Origin of the sequence: Hallella absiana (genome assembly GCF_025457485.1) — a bacterium.
In the GTDB taxonomy this organism is placed as follows: domain Bacteria; phylum Bacteroidota; class Bacteroidia; order Bacteroidales; family Bacteroidaceae; genus Prevotella; species Prevotella absiana.
The window spans coordinates 1-1,569 of the sequence record NZ_JAMXSP010000078.1; the positions used below are offsets into that span (position 1 = coordinate 1).

General features: G+C 41.2%; 1 protein-coding gene and 1 rRNA gene. Both read right to left on the minus strand.

Annotated elements, in window-relative coordinates:
• Positions 1-92 (minus strand): 16S ribosomal RNA (locus NG346_RS14720); the annotation flags it as partial.
• Positions 93-955: 863 nt separating this feature from the next.
• Positions 956-1,569: transposase (locus NG346_RS14420; RefSeq protein WP_262288911.1), on the minus strand; the 614-nt coding region annotated here is incomplete at its 5' end.

Below are 1,569 nucleotides of genomic sequence, written 5' to 3' on the forward strand. Positions count from 1 at the left end.
AAAGCAAGCTTTCGCTGTCGTTACCCCTCGACTTGCATGTGTTAAGCCTGTAGCTAGCGTTCATCCTGAGCCAGGATCAAACTCTCCATTGTAAAATATCATGGTTCCCTCATCAGCCTTGCAGCCAACTCGGAAAAAGTTTCTCTGTCACAGGACGCGATGGTTTATTGAAGTCTTCCTGTTTTCAATATAAAATTGAACGGTTCGTTTCTTCTACCCAATTCCAAACACTCTATATATAATAAGGTGTAGGAATCGCTTCTTGTACTACTCTCTGTTGTATGTAATCTTCTCAAAGAACTCTTTCTCGTTGCTCTCAGTGTTAGGCGTGTGCCGTAGTTCTGAAAAGCGAGTGCAAAGGTACAGATTTTCTCAATACCCTCCAAACTTTTCCCATGTTTTTTTGAAGAAAAGACATAAGTTTTCCAAAAAATTGACAGAAAGAGCCATAGACACATTATGTATTATATAGCAAGAAGACAAGCTCTATGTTTTTAGACAGAAAGACATAAAAGACATATTTTTCTTTTTTTGACAGAAAGACATAAAGAACATATTTTTCTTTTTGAGACAGAAAGACATAAAGGGCATATTTTTCTTTTTAGACAGAAAGACATAAAGGACATATTCTTTTTTTAGACAAAAAAGACACAAAGAACATAATTTTAAAGTCAGAGCAACAAAGGAACAAATTCTTAAAGACAGAGGGACTGATTCGCTCTGCCTAAAAAGAAATAGAACTAAGAACATGAATGACCATGAATTGCCCACAAATTATTCATGAACCTCAAATCCGCAACCACCCTCAAAAAATGAAATAGAACTGAAAGAAAAAGAGGCTACGCAGAAAAAGAGGCTCAAAGAGGTGAAAATCGCCACAAGGAGGCATAAAATCCCCTTACCCCACAATGCGACTTGAGGCAATACGCAGTATCATGACCATAAGTTGTCGGTGTTATCCGAAGTCGGTCTGGAAAACCTCAGCATAAGCGTTGTTACAGGTGTATATATTCAGCACATGCTGCCTTGATGTCTTAATCCACTTGGCTGGTACTGAAATAAACCTGAAGACAAACGCCTTGATGCGACTTGTTACCTTTAGCCCGAACTTCGTCACGTCAAGCCTCTCCATGATGAATCTGTAGAAGTTGCGGATAAGTGCTGTAAGAAGAAGGAACACCGTGTTCTCCGCCATAAATGATTTAGGGAGCCTGTCCCATCCGAAACCATTGTTCATATCGTCAAAGATGCGCTCCTTCCCTCCGCGAAGATTGTAGAACTCCACAATCTCTCGCATGGAAGACTCGTAGTCATTAGTCAGGATGCAGCGGTAGGTGTATTCGCCTTCCCAAAGGTCAAGCACACCGTCCATTCGCTTCTGTCTTTGAATCACAAGACGGTATGCCTTCCCTTTCCATTTCTCGACGAGAATGGAGGCCAGCTCAAACTCAATGCCGTTAAATTCCTCCTTTTTCCACCCTCTGAGCGCAAAGATGTCGTCGTAGAGCGAACTGCTGCGGTTGGCACGGATATAGAAAGTTTTGCAATGCTTTCCGACCTCTTCCACAA